General features: G+C 72.0%; 17 protein-coding genes. 7 read left to right on the forward strand and 10 right to left on the reverse strand.

The window, feature by feature from the left end; translation table 11 throughout:
* Window positions 1-83: 83 nt before the first annotated feature.
* From pepN to POF73_RS24515, 4 genes are all read right to left on the reverse strand, one after another.
* Window positions 84-2,588 carry an aminopeptidase N gene (pepN, locus tag POF73_RS24500; protein WP_272119104.1) on the reverse strand — a complete coding sequence of 835 codons (2,505 nt, stop codon included), beginning with the start codon at window positions 2,586-2,588 and terminating at the stop codon, window positions 84-86.
* 102 nt (window positions 2,589-2,690) lie between these two features.
* The gene (locus tag POF73_RS24505) at window positions 2,691-3,236 is read right to left on the reverse strand and encodes a response regulator (RefSeq protein WP_272119106.1); all 546 of its coding nucleotides are present in this window, start codon (window positions 3,234-3,236) and stop codon (window positions 2,691-2,693) included.
* Window positions 3,237-3,441: 205 nt separating this feature from the next.
* Window positions 3,442-3,792 carry a chorismate mutase gene (locus POF73_RS24510; RefSeq protein WP_272119108.1) on the reverse strand — a complete coding sequence of 117 codons (351 nt, stop codon included), beginning with the start codon at window positions 3,790-3,792 and terminating at the stop codon, window positions 3,442-3,444.
* 23 nt (window positions 3,793-3,815) lie between these two features.
* A complete protein-coding gene (locus tag POF73_RS24515) occupies window positions 3,816-4,703 on the reverse strand; it encodes a helix-turn-helix domain-containing protein (RefSeq protein ID WP_272119110.1) in 888 nt (295 codons plus the stop codon).
* Window positions 4,704-4,791: 88 nt separating this feature from the next.
* On the opposite strand from POF73_RS24515, the gene POF73_RS24520 reads away from it, so the two are divergent.
* A complete protein-coding gene (locus tag POF73_RS24520; protein ID WP_272119112.1) occupies window positions 4,792-6,567 on the forward strand; it encodes a glycoside hydrolase family 35 protein in 1,776 nt (591 codons plus the stop codon).
* A gap of 37 nt (window positions 6,568-6,604) precedes the next feature.
* On the opposite strand, the gene POF73_RS24525 is transcribed toward POF73_RS24520, so the two are convergent.
* The gene (locus tag POF73_RS24525) at window positions 6,605-7,369 is read right to left on the reverse strand and encodes a S1 family peptidase (RefSeq protein WP_272119114.1); all 765 of its coding nucleotides are present in this window, start codon (window positions 7,367-7,369) and stop codon (window positions 6,605-6,607) included.
* A gap of 193 nt (window positions 7,370-7,562) precedes the next feature.
* Between POF73_RS24525 and POF73_RS24530 the strand changes: the two genes are divergently transcribed.
* Window positions 7,563-8,489 carry a hypothetical protein gene (locus POF73_RS24530; protein WP_272119116.1) on the forward strand — a complete coding sequence of 309 codons (927 nt, stop codon included), beginning with the start codon at window positions 7,563-7,565 and terminating at the stop codon, window positions 8,487-8,489.
* 225 nt (window positions 8,490-8,714) lie between these two features.
* Here the strand turns inward: POF73_RS24530 and POF73_RS24535 are convergent, their stop codons facing one another.
* Together POF73_RS24535 and POF73_RS24540 are read right to left on the reverse strand one after the other, a co-directional pair.
* Complete coding sequence (locus POF73_RS24535) at window positions 8,715-9,647, reverse strand: SDR family oxidoreductase (protein WP_272119118.1); 933 nt, start codon at window positions 9,645-9,647, stop codon at window positions 8,715-8,717.
* A 1-nt stretch (window position 9,648) separates the two neighbouring features.
* A complete protein-coding gene (locus tag POF73_RS24540; protein ID WP_272119120.1) occupies window positions 9,649-10,404 on the reverse strand; it encodes an SDR family oxidoreductase in 756 nt (251 codons plus the stop codon).
* A 54-nt stretch (window positions 10,405-10,458) separates the two neighbouring features.
* Between POF73_RS24540 and POF73_RS24545 the strand changes: the two genes are divergently transcribed.
* Genes POF73_RS24545 through POF73_RS24560 form a run of 4 tightly spaced genes read left to right on the forward strand, consistent with a single transcriptional unit; the run spans window position 10,459 to window position 13,903 of the window.
* Window positions 10,459-11,217, forward strand: coding sequence for an enoyl-CoA hydratase family protein (locus POF73_RS24545; RefSeq protein ID WP_272119123.1), 759 nt, complete (start codon window positions 10,459-10,461; stop codon window positions 11,215-11,217).
* Window positions 11,218-12,063, forward strand: a complete 846-nt coding sequence (locus tag POF73_RS24550) for a CoA transferase subunit A (RefSeq protein WP_272119125.1) — start codon at window positions 11,218-11,220, stop codon at window positions 12,061-12,063.
* Window positions 12,060-12,830 carry a CoA-transferase subunit beta gene (locus tag POF73_RS24555; RefSeq protein ID WP_272119127.1) on the forward strand — a complete coding sequence of 257 codons (771 nt, stop codon included), beginning with the start codon at window positions 12,060-12,062 and terminating at the stop codon, window positions 12,828-12,830. The genes POF73_RS24550 and POF73_RS24555 overlap by 4 nt, the downstream gene beginning before the upstream one ends.
* Window positions 12,830-13,903 carry an NAD(P)H-dependent flavin oxidoreductase gene (locus POF73_RS24560; protein ID WP_272119130.1) on the forward strand — a complete coding sequence of 358 codons (1,074 nt, stop codon included), beginning with the start codon at window positions 12,830-12,832 and terminating at the stop codon, window positions 13,901-13,903. Before POF73_RS24555 ends, POF73_RS24560 begins: the two co-directional genes overlap by 1 nt.
* A gap of 90 nt (window positions 13,904-13,993) precedes the next feature.
* On the opposite strand, the gene POF73_RS24565 is transcribed toward POF73_RS24560, so the two are convergent.
* From POF73_RS24565 to POF73_RS24575, 3 genes are read right to left on the reverse strand one after another with little or no spacing between them, the layout of a single operon-like run.
* Entirely contained in the window at window positions 13,994-15,151 is a 1,158-nt protein-coding gene (locus POF73_RS24565; protein WP_272119132.1) for an acetyl-CoA C-acetyltransferase, read from the reverse strand.
* A 26-nt stretch (window positions 15,152-15,177) separates the two neighbouring features.
* A complete protein-coding gene (locus tag POF73_RS24570; RefSeq protein ID WP_272119133.1) occupies window positions 15,178-15,816 on the reverse strand; it encodes a TetR/AcrR family transcriptional regulator in 639 nt (212 codons plus the stop codon).
* Window positions 15,817-15,838: 22 nt separating this feature from the next.
* On the reverse strand, window positions 15,839-16,624 hold the full coding sequence (locus POF73_RS24575) for an SDR family oxidoreductase (RefSeq protein ID WP_272119135.1): 786 nt from the start codon (window positions 16,622-16,624) through the stop codon (window positions 15,839-15,841).
* Window positions 16,625-16,671: 47 nt separating this feature from the next.
* On the opposite strand from POF73_RS24575, the gene POF73_RS24580 reads away from it, so the two are divergent.
* On the forward strand, window positions 16,672-17,811 hold the full coding sequence (locus POF73_RS24580) for an acyl-CoA dehydrogenase family protein (protein WP_272119137.1): 1,140 nt from the start codon (window positions 16,672-16,674) through the stop codon (window positions 17,809-17,811).
* Window positions 17,812-17,825 lie beyond the last annotated feature (14 nt).

Here is a 17,825-nt window from a genome sequence, read left to right on the forward strand (position 1 = left end):
GCCCCCCCCCCCCGGGGCGCGCCCCCCCCCCCCCCCCTCGGCCGTGGGGAGCAGTGCCCCCCTACGTCGGGGTGACCAGCCCGCTACCCCTCCCGGACGCGCAACGCCCGTGCCAGGTCGTCGAGTTGGTCGACGAGCTTACGGCGCAGCGCCGGGATCGGCTCGCCGTCGCGCAGACAGTCCTCGCCCAGTCGCAGGGTGTCGGCGTCGACGGCGTGCGCCGGGAAGGCCCAGCGGCCGGCGGCGTCGGCGATGGCGGGGCCCCGGCGGGCGGCCACGGCGACCGCGTCGGCGTAGTAACGCGGCACGTACTGCCGTACGAGGTCAGCCTGTTCGGGCTGCCAGAAGCCCTGGGCGGTGGCGGTGAAGAGGTAGTTGGACAGGTCGGTGCTGTCGTCGGTGGCGAACATCGCGGCCCATGCCCTCGCCTTGGCCTCCTCGTCGGGCAGGGCGGCCCGGCAGCGGGCGGCGCCCTCCTGGCCGGTGGCGCTCGGGTCGCGTTCCAGCTCGGCGGCGATGGCGGCCTCGTCGACGGCGCCGAGGACGGCGAGGCGGCCGAGGACGCGCCAGCGCAGCTCGGGGTCGAGTTCGGGTCCGCCGGGCACGGTGCCGTCGGCGAGCCAGGCGGCGATCGTGTCGGGGTGGGCGGCGACGTCGATGAAGTGGCGTACGGCGATCAGGCGCAGGCCGGGGTTGTCGCCGTCCTCGGTGCGGCGGATGAGGTCGCGGCACAGGGCGGAGAGGGTGGCCAGGGCGGCGGGCCGCTCCTCGGGGGTGAGGTAGCGGGGGGCGATCTGGGCGGTGGCGAAGGCGAGGACGCCCTGGACGAGGGCGAGGTCGGTCTCGTGCGGCAGATGGGTGCGGGCGGCCTCCAGGTAGGCGGTGGCGGCCAGTTCGCCGTCGCGGACGGCGTCGCGCAGGGCGTTCCAGACGACCGCGCGGGTGAGCGGGTCGGGCAGTCCGGCGAGGCCCTTGCGGACGGTCTCGAAGGACTCGGGGTCGAAGCGGACCTTGGCGTAGGTCAGGTCGCCGTCGTTGAGGAGCAGCAGGGCCGGGCGCTTGCCGATGGGCTGTGGGTCGGTGTGCGGGACGTCGAGGTCGAGGCGTGCGCGCAGGGCGAGGTGGCCCTCGTTGTCGCCGAGGTCCTGGTCGTACAGGCCGACGGCGATGCGGTGCGGGCGGCTGCCGGCGCGGTCGACGGTGAGGTTGTAGGTGCCGTTCTCGCCGGGGGTGACGGCCGGGGTGAGGGTGTCGACGCCGGTGGTGCGCAGCCAGGTGTCGGCCCAGGCGTGGACGTCGCGTTCGGTGTTCGCGGCGAGGGAGTCGATGAAGTCGGCGAGGGTGGCGTTGGCGAACTTGTGGCGGGCGAAGTGGGTGTTGATGCCGGCGAGGAAGTCCTTCTCGCCGAGCCAGGCCACGAGTTGGCGCAGCGCGGAGGCGCCCTTGGCGTAGGAGATGCCGTCGAAGTTGAGCAGGGCCGCGGCGGTGTCGTCGACCGCTTCGGGGGCGACGGGGTGGGTGGAAGGGCGCTGGTCGGCGTCGTAGCCCCAGGCCTTGCGGGCGACGCCGAAGTCGGTCCAGGTGTCGGTGAAGCGGGTGGCCTCGGCGCAGGTCTGGTAGCCCATGTACTCGGCGAAGGACTCGTTCAGCCAGATGTCGTCCCACCAGCGCAGGGTGACGAGGTCGCCGAACCACATGTGGGCCATCTCGTGGGCGATGACCATGGCGCGGGTCTGGCGCTCGGTGTCGGTGACGGCGGAGCGGTAGACGAACTCGTCGCGGAAGGTGACCAGTCCGGGGTTCTCCATGGCGCCGGCGTTGAACTCGGGGACGAACGCCTGGTCGTAGGAGTCGAAGGGGTACGGCTCGTCGAACTTCTCGTGGTAGCGGTCGAAGCACGCGCGCGTGACCTCGATGAGTTCGTCGGCGTCCTGGTCGAGGTGGGGGGCGAGCGAGCGGCGGCAGTGCAGGCCGAAGGGCAGGCCGCGGTGCTCGGTGCGCACGGAGTGCCAGGGGCCGGCGGCGACGGCGACGAGGTAGGTGGAGATCAGCGGGGTGGTCGCGGCCCGCCAGTGGCCGTCGCCGAGCTGTTCGGTGATGCCGTTGGCGAGGACGGTCCAGCCCTCGGGGGCCCTGACGGACAGGTCGAAGACGGCCTTGAGGTCCGGCTGGTCGAAGGCGGCGAAGACGCGCTGGACGTCGTCCATGAACAGCTGGGTGTAGACGTAGGTCTCGCCGTCGGTGGGGTCGGTGAAGCGGTGCATGCCCTCGCCGGTGCGGGAGTAGCGCATGGCCGCCTCGACGCGCAGTTCGTGCTCGCCCGCGGTGAGGTTCTTCAGGGGCAGCCGGTTCCCGTCCAGGGTCTCGGGATCCAGGGGTTGTCCGTCCAGCGTGACGGAGCGCAGCTCGGCCGGCTTGATCTCGACGAAGGTGTCCGTGTCCGCGTGGTCCGCGCGCGTGGTGAACCGGACGACGGTGCGCGAGTCGAAGGTCTCGTCCCCGGTGGTCAGGTCGAGTTCGATCGTGTAGCGGTGGACGTCGAGGAGCTGGGCACGGGTCTGCGCTTCGTCGCGCGTCAGTACGGACATGCAGGACATGCTGCCTGATGCCGCTGACATGGCACAGGGGCGGATCGGTAAGTGCGTTATGTCCCGTCCGCAGTTGGCGTCATGCCGGGTTTGCGCATGGCGTCAGGTCCGGTCCGTGGTGGGTGTCGCCGCCTGGATGTCACGCTGCGGCGGGACACGGGCGTCGGGGTGGGGCAGGCCGGGGCGCGGGCCGTGGCCCTCGGCCCCGGGGTCCTCCTTGATCAGGGCGCGTAACTCTCGGACCTCCTGTTCCAGTGCCCGATGGCGCTGGTGAGCGTCGTACAGATAGCGGACCTTGGTGCGCAGGGCCCAGGGATCGATGGGCTTCATGACCAGGTCGGCGACACCGAGCCCGAAGGCGGTGGACACCAGCTCCTGGTCCGCTCCGAAACCGGTGAGCAGGACAACCGGTATGAGCTGGGTCTGTTCCACCCTCCGCATGTAGCGCACCACGTCCAGGCCGCTGACGCCGGGCATCCGGACGTCGAGGAGCAGCAGGCCGACCTGGCCGCGGAGCACTTGCTTGAGCGCCTCGTCACCGCTGGTGGCACGGGCGAGCCGGTAGCCCAGCGGGGCCAGGGCGCTCTCCAACGCGTACAGCGTGTCCTCGTGGTCGTCGACGATGAGGATCTTGGCATCCGACGGCATGGCTCGACGTCCCTCCCGCGTGGACATCGAAGGGTCTGTCCAGGTCGCTGACGGGGAGTACGTGTCAGCTGACTTGGAGTGCACAGCGCAGCATGCCCGGCACGGGCCGCCGTGTCACTCCCTCGGGAGGCCTGGTTCGGGCGCTGTCGTCACTTTCACGTCCTACGCCCGCCCGGCCAGGCCAAACGCGGAGGCACGTCCGGGGTCAGTTCGCCGTGGGCGCAACGCCGTTGACGGTGTCCTCGGCGATGCTCTCGTGGTGCCTGATGACCTCGGCGATGATGAAGCCCAGGAACTTCTCCGCGAACGCCGGGTCGAGCTTGGCGTTCTCGGCGAGGGTGCGCAGCCGGGCGATCTGCCGGGCCTCGCGCGCGGGGTCGGCGGGCGGCAGCTGGTGCCGGGCCTTGAGGTGGCCGACCTGCTGGGTGCACTTGAAGCGTTCGGCGAGCATGTGGACGACGGCCGCGTCGATGTTGTCGATGCTGTCGCGCAGCCGGGCGAGCTCCTCGCGGACGGCGGGGTCCACGTCGCCGGGGGACGGGTTGCTGGTGGTCATGGGGGCCCAGCCTACGGTGCGCTTCACGTGGTCGTTCGTTCGATCCTGGGTGGGTCGGCCGGGTCGGGGACCTGGTCGCTCCAGCCGCCGGGGACGGCGCGGCCCTGCTGGGCGCGGAAGCGGACGGGGGCCGTGCCGACGCGGCGGGTGAACAGCCGGGAGAAGTAGGCGGGATCGTCGTAGCCGACCCGGCGGGCGACGGCGGCGACGGGCAGTTCGGTGGCGGCGAGGAGTTCCTTGGCACGGCCCAGACGGATGCCGAGCAGATAGTCCTTGGGGCTGCATCCGGCGCCGCGCCGCACCGCGGTGCGCAGTTCGGCGAGGGTCATGCCGTGCCGGGCGGCGTGGTCGGCGACGGTCAGCGGCAGACAGGCGTCACGGGCGAGGGCCCTGAGGACCAGGTCGCCGTCCGGGGCGAGGTCGGCACGCGCGCGCCGCAGGGCGACCAGGAGCTCATGGACGGCGGCGCCCGTCTCGACCTCCAGGAGAGGGTTGTCGCGGCGGGCGGCGCGGGCCATGCGCCCGATGACGGCACGCGGGCCGGAGGCGTCGGAGAGGGGCACCACGGGGCGGTCCGGCTCGATGTAGCCGAGTTCGGTGTACGGGGCGGTGGCGGGCCCGGCGAAGTCCACGAAGCCCTCGTCCCAGCCGGTGCCGGGGTCGGGCGCGTAGTGGTGCGGGACGCCGGGGGTGAGCCACAGCAGCGCGGGCGCGGTGACGGTCGTACGGCGGCCGTCGGGGGCTGCGTACCAGCCGGCGCCGGTACTGATCACCACGGCGACATGGTGGTCCAGGACCCGGGGGCCGACGGTGGGCAGGGCGCCGTGCTGGAGGCCGACGCCGAGGCAGACGAGGCCGAGGCGGTGGTGGGCGGGGCCGGGCGTGAAGAACCGCATCCAGGTCTGGTACATCCCGTGCCTCCCATCCGTTCCCCGGGTCCAAGCAGCGCCGATCTTTGTCCATGGACGTGATCAGCGTCCAGAGGTGAGGGTGGGGCGCATGAGCGACTTCGCGGTGGGGGACGAGGACTTCCTGCTGGACGGACGGCCGGTGCGGCTGCTGTCCGGCGCGCTGCACTACTTCCGGGTCCACGAGGCGCAGTGGGGGCACCGGCTGGGGATGCTGCGGGCGATGGGCCTCAACTGCGTGGAGACGTACGTGCCGTGGAACCTGCATGAGCCGAGCCCGGGGCGGGTCCGGGACGTGGGGGCGCTGGGCCGGTTCCTGGACGCGGTCCGTCGGGCGGGGCTGTGGGCGATCGTGCGGCCGGGGCCGTACATCTGCGCCGAGTGGGAGAACGGCGGGCTGCCGTCCTGGCTGACGGCGGAGGTGGGCGCACACGCGCGTACCCGTGACAAGCGCTATCTGGGCCATGTGGCGAACTGGTTCGGGCGACTGCTGCCCGAGATCGTGCCCCGGCAGATCGACCGGGGCGGACCGGTGATCATGGTGCAGGTCGAGAACGAGTACGGCAGCTACGGCTCGGACGCCGAGTATCTGCGCCGCCTGGCCGGTCTGCTGCGCGAACTCGGCGTCACGGTGCCTCTGTTCACCTCGGACGGCCCCGAGGACCACATGCTCTCCGGCGGCTCGATCCCGGGCGCCCTGGCGACGGTCAACTTCGGCTCCCACGCGCGCGTGGCGTTCGAGACGCTGCGCCGGCACCGCCCCGAAGGGCCGCTGATGTGCATGGAGTTCTGGTGCGGCTGGTTCGACCACTGGGGCGGCGAGCACGTCGTACGGGATACCGGGGACGCGGCGGCCACCCTGCGGGAGATCCTGGAGTGCGGGGCCTCGGTCAACCTGTACATGGCGCACGGCGGGACGAGCTTCGCGGGCTGGGCGGGCGCCAACCGGGGCGGCGGCGCGCTGCACGACGGCCCGCTGGAGCCCGATGTGACGTCGTACGACTACGACGCCCCGATCGACGAGTACGGCCGCCCCACACGGAAGTTCTGGGCCTTCCGCGAGGTTCTCGCCGAGTACGCCGCTGCCCCGCCGCCCGAAGTCCCGCCCGCGCCCGCGCCGTTGGGCGCGCTCGCCGAGGTGGCCCTGACCCGCTGGACGCCCCTGGGCGACGTACTGGAGGCGCTGGGCGGCCCGGAGACGTCCGGCCCCGTCCCGCCCGCTTTCGAGGAACTCGGCGTCGAGCGGGGCCTGGTGCGCTACGAGGTGAGCGTGCCGGGGCCGCGGCGGCCGTACCCGCTGACGGTGCGCGGGCTGCGGGACCTCGCCGTGGTGTACGTCGACGGGGAGCGGGCCGGGGTGCTCACCGAGGACGACGTGCGCCTCAAGGAGCCCGTCGCCGGGTACGCGCGCGTGGAGCTGTGGGTGGAGTCCCTGGGGCGGGTGAACTACGGGCCGCGGCTGGGCGAGCCCAAGGGGATCACCGGGGGCGTTCTGCACGAGCGGCAGTTTCTGCACGACGTACGCGCGCGTGGGCTGCGGCTGGAGGCGCTGGACGACGGCGAGCGGGTCCGGGCGGTGCCGGCGCGGGAGCTGCCCGAGGACGGTGCCCCGGGGCTCTACCGGGGCACCGTCACGGTGCGGGGCGCCGGTGACGCCCGTCTGGAGCTGCCGGGGCTGACCCGCGGGTTCGTGTGGATCAACGGCTTCGGCCTCGGCCGTTACTGGTCCGCGGGGCCACAGTGCTCGCTGTACGTCCCGGGACCCGTGCTGCGGGAGGGCGACAACGAGGTGTGGCTGCTGGAGCTGGAGCGGACGGCCCGGTGCGGGTCCGGCGAGGCGGGTGCCCCGGTGCTCCGGGCCGTCTGACGTACCCCGGGTGACATACCCCTGGTGCGGCGATCGCCTACAGGGCGTTCGCCGCGCGGGCTATGTCCTTCGCGAAGGTGCTGACCTCCGTGTAGACGCCGGGCACACCCGAGCGGGCGCAGCCGTCGCCCCAGCTGACTATGCCGACCTGGATCCACTTGTTCGCGTCGTCCTTGCGGAACATGGGACCACCGGAGTCGCCCTGGCAGGTGTCGATGCCGCCGCGTTGCCAGCCGGCGCACAGTTCCTCCTTCGACACCAGCCGGTTCCCGTAGTGACGCTTGCAGGTGCGGTCGGCGACGAAGGGAACGGTGGCCTTGCGGAGCTTGGTCGTGCCCTCGCCGGCTCCCTCCTTGGTGTCGCCCCAACCGGCGATCGTGAACATGCCGCGGTTGTAGCGGTCCGTGGTGGCGATCTTCAGCGTCGGCTTGTCGATGGGCCGGGCGAGCTTGATCAGCGCCCAGTCCTTGCCGTTGCCGTCGTAGCCGGGGGCCACCTTGACCTTGGTCGACTTGACCTTGATCGCGGCGGAGGAGGTGATGTCGTTGACACCGGCGGTGACGGTGATGCTGGTGTTGTTGCCGGAGCCGTCCATGCAGTGGGCCGCGGTGAGGACGACGTCCTTCTTGTAGAGCGCCCCGCCGCAGCCCATCGAGAGATGGACCATGAACGGGAACTCGTTCTGCGCGGCGGGCGTTCCACCGACGACACGGGTGGACGCGGCGTTCGCGCTGAGGGGCTGGAGGGAGGCGACCGCGAGGGCGACGGCACCCACCGCCGCGGCTCTCTTGGCCAGGGTCATGCCGCTTCTCTTCGGCGAGCTGAGGGTCAACATACGTCCTTTCATGGCGAGTTGAGCGGCCCGCAGTATGAAGATCAGGTGGCAGGTTTGACAAGGACGGATCTCACGCCCCGGGTGTGGAACCTCGCCGGGGAAAAACCCCTCACATCCCCGTAGAGTGGGATTGGGTTCAAGGCGTCTTGGGGGTACGGGCGTGGCGAACGGCGGACCGGTCCAGCACGGCTTCCCACACCTGGAGACGGTGCGGGCCTCCATCACCGCGCTCTACCGGCGGCTGTCGTACGACACCGTCCAGACGTTCTCGGCCAGCGTGGCGCCGGCCGACGTGGCGTTCGCCGACGCGGACGATCTGCATCTGGGCGCTCAGCGCGTGGCCCGCGAGCTGGTGCGGCACTATCGCCTTCCGGACGCCCGGCTGATCGTCGGCTTCCGGGAGATGCACCATGCGGCGAACGTCGAACTCGCCGCCGGGCCCGAGTACTTCGTCGAGCTGAACGACCGGTTCCGCACGCATCGGCGGGACATCGGGGCGGCCCTCGCGCACGAGGTGATGCATGTGTATCTGCACCGGCTCGGGCTGTCCTTCCCCGGCACGCGCGACAACGAGATCCTCACGGACACGGCGGCGACGTATCTGGGGGCGGGCTGGCTGCTCCTCGACGCGTTCCGGGAGGACGCGGCGTCCTCGCAGAAGCTGGGGTATCTGACGCCGGAGGAGTTCGGGTACGTCCTCGCCAAGCGGGCGCTGGTGTTCTCCGAGGATCCGTCGGTGTGGTTCACCAGCCCGCAGGCCTACACGGCGTATGTGAAGGGCCTCGCCGAGGCGCGGCGCGACGAGGAGCAGCCGCCGTTGACCGCGGCCGGGTGGGCGGGGCGGCGACGGTACGCCCGGGACCGGCGGCATGCGCAGGACCGTCACGGGGGTGGGGGTGGCGGTGGGGGCGGAGCCGTGGCCGGGGGCCGACCGGGGGTGCCGTACGCGTTCACGCCGGACGGGCGGGGGCCGTTGCGGGTGTCGTTCCCGTGCCCTACGTGTCAGCAGCGGATTCGGGTGCCGGTGCGGGGGCGGGTTCGGGCGCGGTGTGGGTTGTGCCGGACGGTGTTGGAGTGCGACACGTAGGGATTTCGCCCCGCCGCCCCTACCCGTCCCATCCTGAAGGGGCTCCGCCCCTTCGACCCCGCCAGGGGGCGCTGCCCCCTGGACCCCCGCTCCTCAAACGCCGGAGAGGCTGGTTCTTCAGCCCGTCCGGCGTTTGAGGACGAGGCCCCTTCAGGGCCGAAGCGGGGTCTGGGGGCGGCAGCCCCGAGGGAAGGGACGGGTAGGGGCGGCGGGGGCGAAAGTCGCTCACGCCCCGTACACCGCCCCCGGCACCCCCGCCTCCCCCAGCAGCTTCAGCGCCGCCTCCCCCGCCTCCCCCGGCGTCCAGCGCGCCCCCTTGTCCGCTGTCGGCCCGGCGCGCCACCCCTCCATGACCGTGATCCGGCCGCCCTCCGCCTCGAAGACCCGGCCCGTCACCCCCTCGCTCGCTGCCGAGCCCAGCCAGACGACCAGCGGGGAGACGTTCTCCGGGGCCATCGCGTCGAAGCCGGCTCCGGGTGCTGCCATCGACTCCGCGAAGGTGCGTTCCGTCATGCGCGTGCGGGCCGCCGGGGCGATGGCGTTGACCTGGACGCCGTAGCGGGCGAGCTCGGCCGCCGCGACCAGGGTCAGGCCGACGATGCCCGCCTTCGCGGCGCTGTAGTTGCCCTGTCCGAGCGAGCCCAACAGCCCTGCCCCGCTGCTTGTGTTGACGATCCGGGCGTTCGGGGCGCGGCCCGCCTTCGCCTGCGCCCGCCAGTGCGCGGCCGCGTGCCTCAGGGGAAGGAAGTGGCCCTTGAGGTGGACACGTACGACGGCGTCCCAGTCGTCCTCGTCGAGGTTGACCAGCATCCGGTCGCGCAGGAACCCGGCGTTGTTGACGAGGGTGTCGAGACGGCCGTACGTCTCCAACGCGGCCGCCACCAGGGACGCCGCCCCGGCACTGGTGGCCACGTCACCGCCGTGGGCGACGGCCTCACCGCCCGCGGCGCGGATCTCGGCGGCCACCCGCAGCGCGGGGCTGTCGGCGGCCGGCGTCCGGGCCGCGTCGGCGTCCCCTGGTGTGCCGTCGAGACCGACGTCCAGGTCGTTGACGACGACCTTCGCCCCCTCGGCCGCGAACGCGAGCGCGTGCGCACGCCCCAGCCCCCGCCCCGCGCCGGTGACCACGACGACCCGCCCCTCACACATCCGGCTCATGTCATGCCCCCTTCTCCTCCTTCTTCTTGTTGACCGTCGCGGCGTCCAGGAACGCGGGCCGCTCTCCCCCGCCGTGCACGAGCAGGCTCGCCCCGCTGATGTAGGCGGCGGCGTCGGAGGCGAGGAAGACGGCGGCCGCGCCGATGTCGGCGGGTTCGGCGAGGCGGCCCAGCGGGACGGTGCGGGAGACGCCTGCGATGCCGTCCGCACCGCCGTAGTGGAGGTGCGACGACTCCGTGCGGACCATGCCGACGACCAGTGTGTTGACGCGCACCTCCGGCGCCCACTCCACCGCCATCGAGCGGGCCAGGCTCTCCAGCCCGGCCTTCGCCGCTCCGTACGCCGCCGACCCGGGAGACGCCCGGCCGCCGCTGACGCTGCCGATCATCACCACCGATCCCCGCACCCGTTTCAGTTGCTCGTACGCGGCCAGGGACGCCGTCATCGGCGCGACGAGGTTGAGCTCGATCACGCGCGCGTGCCGCTCAGCGCCCGTGTCCGTCAACCGTCGGTACGGTGTGCCACCCGCGTTGTTGACGAGGACGTCCAGCCGGGGCAGGGCCGCGAAGAAGGTGCGTACGGCCTCCGGGTCGCGAAGGTCGAGTGGCCTGAACTCGACGCCCGTCAAAGGGACTTCGGGCGGTCTGCGGGCGCAGACCACGACCTCCGCGCCGGCCTCGGCGAAGGCTCTCGCGATCCCCGCACCGACGCCCCGCGTACCGCCCGTGACGACCACGACCTTCCCGTCCAGCCCCATGCGCGGCTACCCTTCACCTAACAAACGTTTGGTGGAAAGGTAGCTGATGCGGCCATGGGTGTCTCCACCTCGTCCCCGGAAAAGGGGTCCGAAGAAGCGGGAATCGCCGTCGTCACGGTCGACTTCCCACCGGTGAACGCCCTGCCGGTGGACGGCTGGTTCGCCCTGGCCGACGCCGTGCGGGCGGCGGGCCGCGACCCGGAGATCCGCTGTGTCGTCCTCACGGCCGAGGGGCGCGGGTTCAACGCGGGCGTGGACATCAAGGAGTTGCAAGGGGGCGGGCACAGTGCGCTGATCGGCGTCAACCGCGCCTGCGCGGAGGCCTTCGCCGCGGTGTACGACTGCGAGGTGCCGGTCGTGGCGGCCGTGCACGGCTTCTGCCTGGGCGGCGGTATCGGCCTGGTGGGCAACGCGGACGCGATCGTGGCCAGCGAGGACGCCACCTTCGGGCTGCCCGAGCTGGACCGGGGTGCGCTGGGCGCCGCCACCCATCTGGCCCGGCTGGTCCCCCAGCACCTGATGCGCGCGCTGTACTACACCTCGCGCACGGCGACCGCGGCCGAGCTGCACGCGCACGGCTCGGTGTGGCGGGTCGTACCGCGCGAGGAACTGCGGGCCGCCGCACTGGAGCTGGCCCGCGAGATCGCCGCCAAGGACGGGCAGCTGCTGCGCCTGGCCAAGGCCGCCATCAACGGCATCGACCCGGTCGACGTGCGCCGCAGCTACCGCTTCGAGCAGGGCTTCACCTTCGAGGCGGGCCTGAGCGGGGTGGCCGACCGGGTCCGCGACACCTTCGGAAGGGACGGTGGCTGAGTGAGCGACAAGACGACGACCACGGACGAGGTCGTGTCCCGGCTGCACAGCGGTATGACCCTGGGCATCGGCGGCTGGGGCTCGCGCCGCAAACCGATGGCCCTGGTCCGCGCGCTGCTGCGCTCCGACCTCACCGACCTCACGATCGTCTCGTACGGCGGCCCCGACGTCGGCATGCTCGCCGCCGCCGGACGTGTCCGGAAGCTGGTCACCCCCTTCGTCACCCTCGACTCGATCCCACTGGAACCGCACTACCGCGCGGCCCGCGAGAGCGGCGCCTTCGCACTCATGGAGATCGACGAGGCGATGTTCATGTGGGGACTGCACGCCGCCGCGAACCGGCTGCCGTTCCTGCCGGTGCGGGCCGGCATCGGCTCGGACGTCATGCGGGTCAACCCGGCTCTGCGGACAGTGACTTCGCCGTACGACGACGGGGAGACGTTCGTGGCCGTGCCCGCCCTGCGTCTAGACGCCGCCCTGGTGCACGTCAACCGCGCCGACCGGCAGGGCAACGGCCAGTACCTGGGCCCCGACCCCTACTTCGACGACCTGTTCTGCGAGGCCGCGGACACGGCGTACGTCTCGTGCGAACGGATCGTCGACACGGCCGAGCTGACGAAGGAGGCGCCCCCGCAGTCGCTGCTGATCAAGCGGCACACGGTCACGGGGGTCGTGGAGGCCCCGAACGGAGCGCACTTCACGTCGTGCGCTCCGGACTACGGCCGGGACGAGGCCTTCCAGAAGGCGTATGCGACCACACCGTGGCGGGAGTTCGCGGCGCGGTTCCTCGGCGGGGGCGAGCAGGCGTACCAGTCGGCGGTCAGGGAGGGGTCGTGGAGGTCATGAGGGACGTCAGCCGCACCGAGTCCACAGGAGTCGACCGCGCCGAGTCCGCAGAGGTCACCCGCGCCGAGTACTGCGTGATCGCCTGCGCCGAGGCCTGGCGGGACAACGGGGAGGTGCTGGCCAGCCCGATGGGCCTGGTCCCGTCCATCGGCGCCCGGCTGGCCCGCCGCACCTTCGCGCCGGACCTGCTGCTGACCGACGGCGAGGCGATGCTCGTCGCGCCGGACGGCACGGTCGAGGGCTGGCTGCCGTACCGGCAACACCTCGCCCTGGTCACCGGCGGCCGCCGGCACGTGATGATGGGCGCGAGCCAGATCGACCGGTACGGCAACCAGAACATCTCGTGCATCGGCGACTGGGCGAGGCCGAAGCGGCAGCTGCTGGGGGTACGGGGCGCCCCGGTCAACACCCTCAACAATCCGACCAGTTACTGGGTCCCGCGGCATTCCCGGCGGGTCTTCGTCGAGAAGGTCGACATGGTGTGCGGGGTCGGATACGACCACGTGGGCGACGCCGCCCGGTACCACCGCATCCCCCGTGTCGTCTCCGACCTGGGCGTCTTCGACTTCGACACCCCCGACCACTCGATGCGGCCGGTCTCCCTCCACCCGGGCGTCTCGCCGGAGCAGGTCAGGGAGGCGACCTCCTTCGAGCTCGCCGTCCCGGACGACGTGCCCCGCACTCGTCGGCCCACCCCGGAGGAGCTCCGGCTCATCCGCGAGGTGATCGACCCGGGCAACACCCGCGCCAGGGAGGTCGGTGCGTGATGGAGACGGCGCTGACCCGGCTGGTCGGGGTCCGCCACCCGATCGTGCAGACGGGGATGGGCTGGGTGGCGGGCCCCCGGCTGGTCTCGGCGACGGCGAACGCGGGTGCGCTGGGCATCCTGGCCTCCGCGACGATGTCGGTCGACCGGCTGCGTGCCGCGATACGGGAGGTCAAGTCCCGTACGCAGGCGCCGTTCGGGGTGAATCTGCGGGCTGACGCCTCGGACGCCGGCGACCGGGTCCGCGTGATGATCGACGAGGGGGTGCGGGTCGCGTCCTTCGCACTCGCGCCCTCGCGTGAGCTGATCGCCGAGCTCAAGGGCGCGGGCGTGGTGGTCATCCCCTCGATCGGCGCCCGGCGGCATGCCGAGAAGGTCGCGGCGTGGGGCGCGGACGCGGTGATCGTGCAGGGCGGAGAGGGCGGCGGACACACCGGTGAGGTGGCGACGACGGTGCTGCTGCCGCAGGTGGTCGACGCCGTGGAGATACCGGTCGTGGCGGCGGGCGGCTTCTTCGACGGGCGGGGACTGGTCGCGGCGCTGGCCTACGGGGCGGCGGGCGTCGCCATGGGCACGCGGTTCCTGCTGACCTCGGACTCGACGGTGCCGGACGCGGTGAAGGCGCGGTATCTGGCGGCGACCGTACGGGAGGTCACGGTCACCCGGGCCGTGGACGGCCTGCCCCACCGCATGCTGCGCACCGACCTGGTCGACGCGCTGGAGCGCTCCGGCCGGGCGCGGACGCTCCTCCATGCGCTCCGCCGGGCGGCGGGCTACCGCAAGCTGTCCGGCACGAGCTGGCGCCGCATGCTCCTCGACGGCCGGGCCCTCAGGCACGGCAAGGACCTGACCTGGAGCCAGGTCCTGCTCGCCGCGAACACACCGATGCTGCTGAAGGCGTCCATGGTGGACGGCCGCACGGACCTGGGCGTGATGGCGTCCGGGCAGGTCGCCGGAGTGATCGACGACCTGCCGTCGTGCGCGGAACTGGTGGAGCGGATCATGAAGGAGGCGGAGGAGGCAAGGAAGCGACTGACCGGCTCCTGGCAGCCCACGGTGGGGCAACGCCCCTAAGGGGCGCGGGGCTGTGACATGTGCGGCTCCGCCGCGTGGGCGCGACCAGCCACGACGGCGCCGCAGACGAACGACGACACATCGCGGTCATCACACCCGTTCGATGATCGTCACATTGGCCTGTCCCCCACCCTCACACATCGTCTGAAGCCCGAATCGACCCCCGGTGCGCTCCAGTTCATGCAGCAACGTCGTCATCAGCTTCACACCCGTGGCCCCCAGCGGATGCCCCAGCGCAATCGCCCCGCCGTTCACATTGACCCTGCCAGGATCCGCACCCGTCTCCTTCAGCCAGGCCAGGACGACCGGCGCGAACGCCTCGTTGATCTCGACGAGGTCGATGTCGTCGATCGACAGACCGGTCTTCTTCAGGGCGTGGGCGGTGGCGGGGATGGGGGCGGTGAGCATGCGGATGGGATCCTCACCGCGCACCGAGAGATGGTGCACCCGGGCCCGGGGCGTGAGCCCATGCTCGCGCACCGCCCGCTCCGAGGCCAGCAGCATCGCCGCCGCGCCGTCGGAGACCTGCGAGGAACAGGCCGCCGTGACGGTGCCGCCGTCGATGACCGGCTTCAGTGCGGCCATCTTCTCCAGGGAGGTGTCCCGGCGCGGCCCCTCGTCCACGGCGACCTCCCCGTAGGCCACGACCTCCCGCTCGAAGCGGCCCTCGTCGATCGCCCGCAGCGCCCGCCGGTGCGAGCGCAGAGCGAACTCCTCCTGGTCCTGCCTGCTGATCCCCCACTTCGCGGCGATCATCTCGGCGCCGACGAACTGGTTGACCGGCTTCTGCCCGTACCGCGCCCGCCAGCCCTCGCTGCCCGCGAAGGGCCCCGCCGTGAGGCCGAGCGGCTCGGCGGCCTGCCGGGTGGCGAAGGCGATGGGGATCATCGACATGTTCTGCACGCCGCCCGCGACCACCAGGTCCTGGGTGCCGGACAGCACGCCCTGCGCCGCGAAGTGCACGGCCTGCTGCGAGGACCCGCACTGCCGGTCCACGGTCACGCCCGGCACCTCCTCGGGCAGCCCGGCCGCCAGCCAGCAGGTCCGCGCGATGTCGCCGGCCTGCGGCCCCACCGCGTCCAGGCAGCCGAAGACGACGTCCTCGACGGCGGCCGGATCCATGCCCGCCCGGAAGACGAGTTCCTTCAGCACATGCGCGCCCAGGTCGGCCGGATGGACCCCGCTGAGCCCTCCTCCGCGCCGCCCCACCGGCGTACGGACCGCTTCGACGATGTAGGCCTCGGCCATGGCAACTCCCCAGCCTTCCCCATGGGTTACGTGCGTACGGCGATCCCGTCCAGCACCATCGACAGGTACTGCCGGGCGATCTCCTCCGGGCTGTGCTGTCCGCCGGGCCGGTACCAGGACGCGGCGACCCACACCGTGTCCCGCACGAACCGGTAGGTGAGCCGGACGTCGAGGTCGGACCGGAACACTCCGGCGGCGACCCCGCGCTCCAGCGTGGACAGCCACGCCTTCTCGAACCTGCGCTGCGACTCGGCGAGGAACGCGAACCGCTCCTGCGCCACCAGCTGCCTGTTCTCCTTCTGGTAGATCGCGACGGCGGCGCGGTGCCGGTCGATCTCCCGGAACGACTCGGTGACCATGGCTTCGAGGGTCTCGCGGGGGCCCAGCTCGGCGCCCAGGACGGCGTCGTAGCCGCCCCAGAGCTCGTCGAGGAAGGTCCGCAGGATCTCCTCCAGCATCGACTCCTTGGAGTCGAAGTGGTAGTAGAGGCTGCCCGCGAGCATGCCCGCATGGTCCGCGATCTTGCGTACGGTCGTGGCGTTGTAGCCCTGCTCGGCGAAGACCTCGGCGGCGGTGTCGAGGAGTTCGCGGCGCCGGGCGGCCTGAGCGGCGCCGGCCGCGGGCTTTCCGGCGGCGGTCACCTGGGGCTTCTTCTTGGTCGGCACGGGTCCATTGTCGTCTGTCGTCCTAGGGGTGCCTGCTGCTGACGGAGACGATCTCCCCGGTCATGTACGACGAGTAGCCCGACGCCAGGAAGACGATCACGTTGGCCACCTCCCAGGGCTCGGCGTACCGCCCGAAGGCCTCGCGGGCGGTGAGCTCCTCCAGCAGTTCCGGGGTCGTCACCTTGGCCAGGTGGGGGTGCATGGCCAGGCTCGGCGCCACGGCGTTCACCCGCACCCCGTATTGGGCGGCTTCGACCGCCGCGCACCGGGTCAGCGCCATCACCCCCGCCTTCGCGGCGGCGTAGTGCGCCTGCCCGGCCTGGGCGCGCCAGCCGACGACGGAGGCGTTGTTGACGATCACGCCGCCGCCGGTGTCCCGCATCCGGCGCAGGGCGGCCCGGGTGCATCTGAAGGTGCCGTTCAAGGTCACGTCGAGGACCTTCGACCACTGCTCGTCGGTCATGTCGACGAGCGGTGAAGTGCCGCCGAGCCCCGCGTTGTTGACGACCACGTCGAGCCGGCCGTGTTCCCGCACGGCGGTGTCGAACAGCGCCCGCACCTGTGTCTCGTCGGTGACATCGCACACCGCGGACGTCACCGCGCCCTCGAACTCCCGGGCCAGATCCGCCTCGTGCTCCTTGATCCGCCGCGCGTGCGCGTCGCTGATCAGCACACGGGCGCCCTCTTCGAGGAAGCGGCGCGCGGTCGCCCCGCCGATGCCGGTGCCGGCCGCCGCGGTGATGACGGCAGTGCGTCCGCGGAGCAGTCCGTGCCCGGGAACGTACGTCGGCGCCTCGACGTTTGTCATGGCAGCACGCTAACCTACCAAACACTTGTTAGGGAAGGATGGTGACGGTGGACCTCACGCACTCTCCGGCCGACGAGGCGTTCCGCGCCGAGGCCCGCGGCTGGCTGCGCGCACATGTGCCGTCCGATCCGCTCCCCTCCCTGGAGACCGAGGAGGGGTTCGCGGCACACCGCGCGTGGGAGGCCGAGCTGGCCGCGGACCGCTGGTCGGTGGTCAACTGGCCGGCCGTGTACGGCGGCCGGGACGCCACGATCGTGCGGTGGCTGCTGTTCGAGGAGGAGTACTACGCGGCGGGCGCGCCGGGACGCGTCGGGCAGAACGGCGTCAGCCTTCTCGCCCCGACCCTCTTCGACCACGGCACGGAGGAGCAGCGCGCGCGTGTGCTGCCGTCCATGGCCACCGGTGAGGTGATCTGGGCGCAGGCGTGGTCGGAGCCGGAGGCGGGCTCCGACCTGGCCTCGCTCAGGTCGAGAGCCGTGCGCACGGACGGTGGCTGGCTGCTGTCCGGCCAGAAGACCTGGTCCTCGCGCGCCGCCTTCGCCGACCGCGCGTTCGGCCTGTTCCGCACCGACCCGGACACCCCGAAGCCCCACCAGGGCCTGACCTACCTGATGTTCGATCTGCGCGCGCCCGGCGTCACCGTCCGCCCGATCGCCCGCCTCGACGGCAAGCCCGCCTTCGCCGAGCTGTTCCTGGACGAGGTGTTCGTGCCGGACGAGGACGTGATCGGCGAGCCGGGCCAGGGCTGGCGGATCGCAATGTCCACGGCGGGCAACGAACGGGGGCTGATGCTCCGCTCCCCCGGCCGTTTCCTGGCGAGCGCCGACCGCCTCCACTCTCTCTGGCAGGCCCAGGGCGGCCCGGAGAGCACGAAGGCCCGGGTGGCCGACGCCCTGATCGGCGCCCGCGCCTACCAGCTCTTCACCTTCGCCGCCGCCTCCCGCTTCCTGGACGGCGAGTCGATCGGTCCGGAGTCCAGCCTGAACAAGGTCTTCTGGTCGGAGTACGACATCGCGCTGCACGAGACGGCCCTCGATCTGCTGGATGCCGAGGGCGAGTTGACCGACACCGACTGGTCCGAGCGCTACGTCTTCTCCCTCGCCGGCCCCGTCTACGCCGGCACCAACGAGATCCAGCGCGACATCATCGCCGAGCGCCTGCTGGGCCTGCCGAAGGGGCGACGCTGATGACGCCATGGATG

This window comes from Streptomyces sp. HD (assembly GCF_028369295.1).
Classification (GTDB): Bacteria; Actinomycetota; Actinomycetes; order Streptomycetales; family Streptomycetaceae; genus Streptomyces.

What these genes read in the sequence shown, in the direction of transcription:
- pepN (WP_272119104.1), bottom strand. Translation starts at nt 2,588, where the DNA reads ATGTCCGTACTGACGCGCGACGAAGCGCAGACCCGTGCCCAGCTCCTC.
- POF73_RS24505 (WP_272119106.1), bottom strand. Translation starts at nt 3,236, where the DNA reads ATGCCGTCGGATGCCAAGATCCTCATCGTCGACGACCACGAGGACACG.
- POF73_RS24510 (WP_272119108.1), bottom strand. Translation starts at nt 3,792, where the DNA reads ATGACCACCAGCAACCCGTCCCCCGGCGACGTGGACCCCGCCGTCCGC.
- POF73_RS24515 (WP_272119110.1), bottom strand. Translation starts at nt 4,703, where the DNA reads ATGTACCAGACCTGGATGCGGTTCTTCACGCCCGGCCCCGCCCACCAC.
- POF73_RS24520 (WP_272119112.1), top strand. Translation starts at nt 4,792, where the DNA reads ATGAGCGACTTCGCGGTGGGGGACGAGGACTTCCTGCTGGACGGACGG.
- POF73_RS24525 (WP_272119114.1), bottom strand. Translation starts at nt 7,369, where the DNA reads ATGACCCTGGCCAAGAGAGCCGCGGCGGTGGGTGCCGTCGCCCTCGCG.
- POF73_RS24535 (WP_272119118.1), bottom strand. Translation starts at nt 9,647, where the DNA reads ATGAGCCGGATGTGTGAGGGGCGGGTCGTCGTGGTCACCGGCGCGGGG.
- POF73_RS24540 (WP_272119120.1), bottom strand. Translation starts at nt 10,404, where the DNA reads ATGGGGCTGGACGGGAAGGTCGTGGTCGTCACGGGCGGTACGCGGGGC.
- POF73_RS24545 (WP_272119123.1), top strand. Translation starts at nt 10,459, where the DNA reads ATGGGTGTCTCCACCTCGTCCCCGGAAAAGGGGTCCGAAGAAGCGGGA.
- POF73_RS24555 (WP_272119127.1), top strand. Translation starts at nt 12,060, where the DNA reads ATGAGGGACGTCAGCCGCACCGAGTCCACAGGAGTCGACCGCGCCGAG.
- POF73_RS24560 (WP_272119130.1), top strand. Translation starts at nt 12,830, where the DNA reads ATGGAGACGGCGCTGACCCGGCTGGTCGGGGTCCGCCACCCGATCGTG.
- POF73_RS24565 (WP_272119132.1), bottom strand. Translation starts at nt 15,151, where the DNA reads ATGGCCGAGGCCTACATCGTCGAAGCGGTCCGTACGCCGGTGGGGCGG.
- POF73_RS24575 (WP_272119135.1), bottom strand. Translation starts at nt 16,624, where the DNA reads ATGACAAACGTCGAGGCGCCGACGTACGTTCCCGGGCACGGACTGCTC.